Source organism: Cupriavidus sp. 01L46 (assembly GCF_056399905.1).
Genome location: NZ_JBFTSF010000736.1, coordinates 1 through 414, shown reverse-complemented (window position 1 = coordinate 414; position 414 = coordinate 1). Strand labels below are relative to the sequence as shown.

Genomic DNA, 414 nt, shown 5'->3' with positions numbered 1-414 from the left:
ACGTTAGTCGCCTTGCGGCACTCGGTTGGCAGGCGCGAACGGCACTGCGCGATGGCATTAAGCTCGCGTATGACGTAGCACCGTTCCGGCAATAGTCGAGATCATTGATATTCACGAAAACGAGTTCCCATGACACAAGAAAAAGTCGCTCTTATCACCGGGATTACTGGGCAAGATGGCTCGTACCTCGCCGAATTCCTTCTGGAGAAAGGCTATACCGTCCATGGTATTAAGCGGCGAGCTTCCCGCTTCAATACCGAGCGGATCGACCATATCTACGAAGATCCGCATGTCGAAAATACTCGATTCAAACTACACTACGGTGACTTAAGTGACACCAGCAACCTGGTTCGCATCATTCAGCAGACTCAGCCCGACGAAATCTACAATCTAGGCGCACAGAGTCATGTGGCT

General features: G+C 51.4%; 1 protein-coding gene. It reads left to right on the top strand.

Annotated elements, in window-relative coordinates:
- Nucleotides 1-129: 129 nt before the first annotated feature.
- Nucleotides 130-414, top strand: a 285-nt coding sequence (locus AC1DS3_RS39565) for a GDP-mannose 4,6-dehydratase (protein WP_477129492.1), incomplete at its 3' end; no start/stop codon positions are given.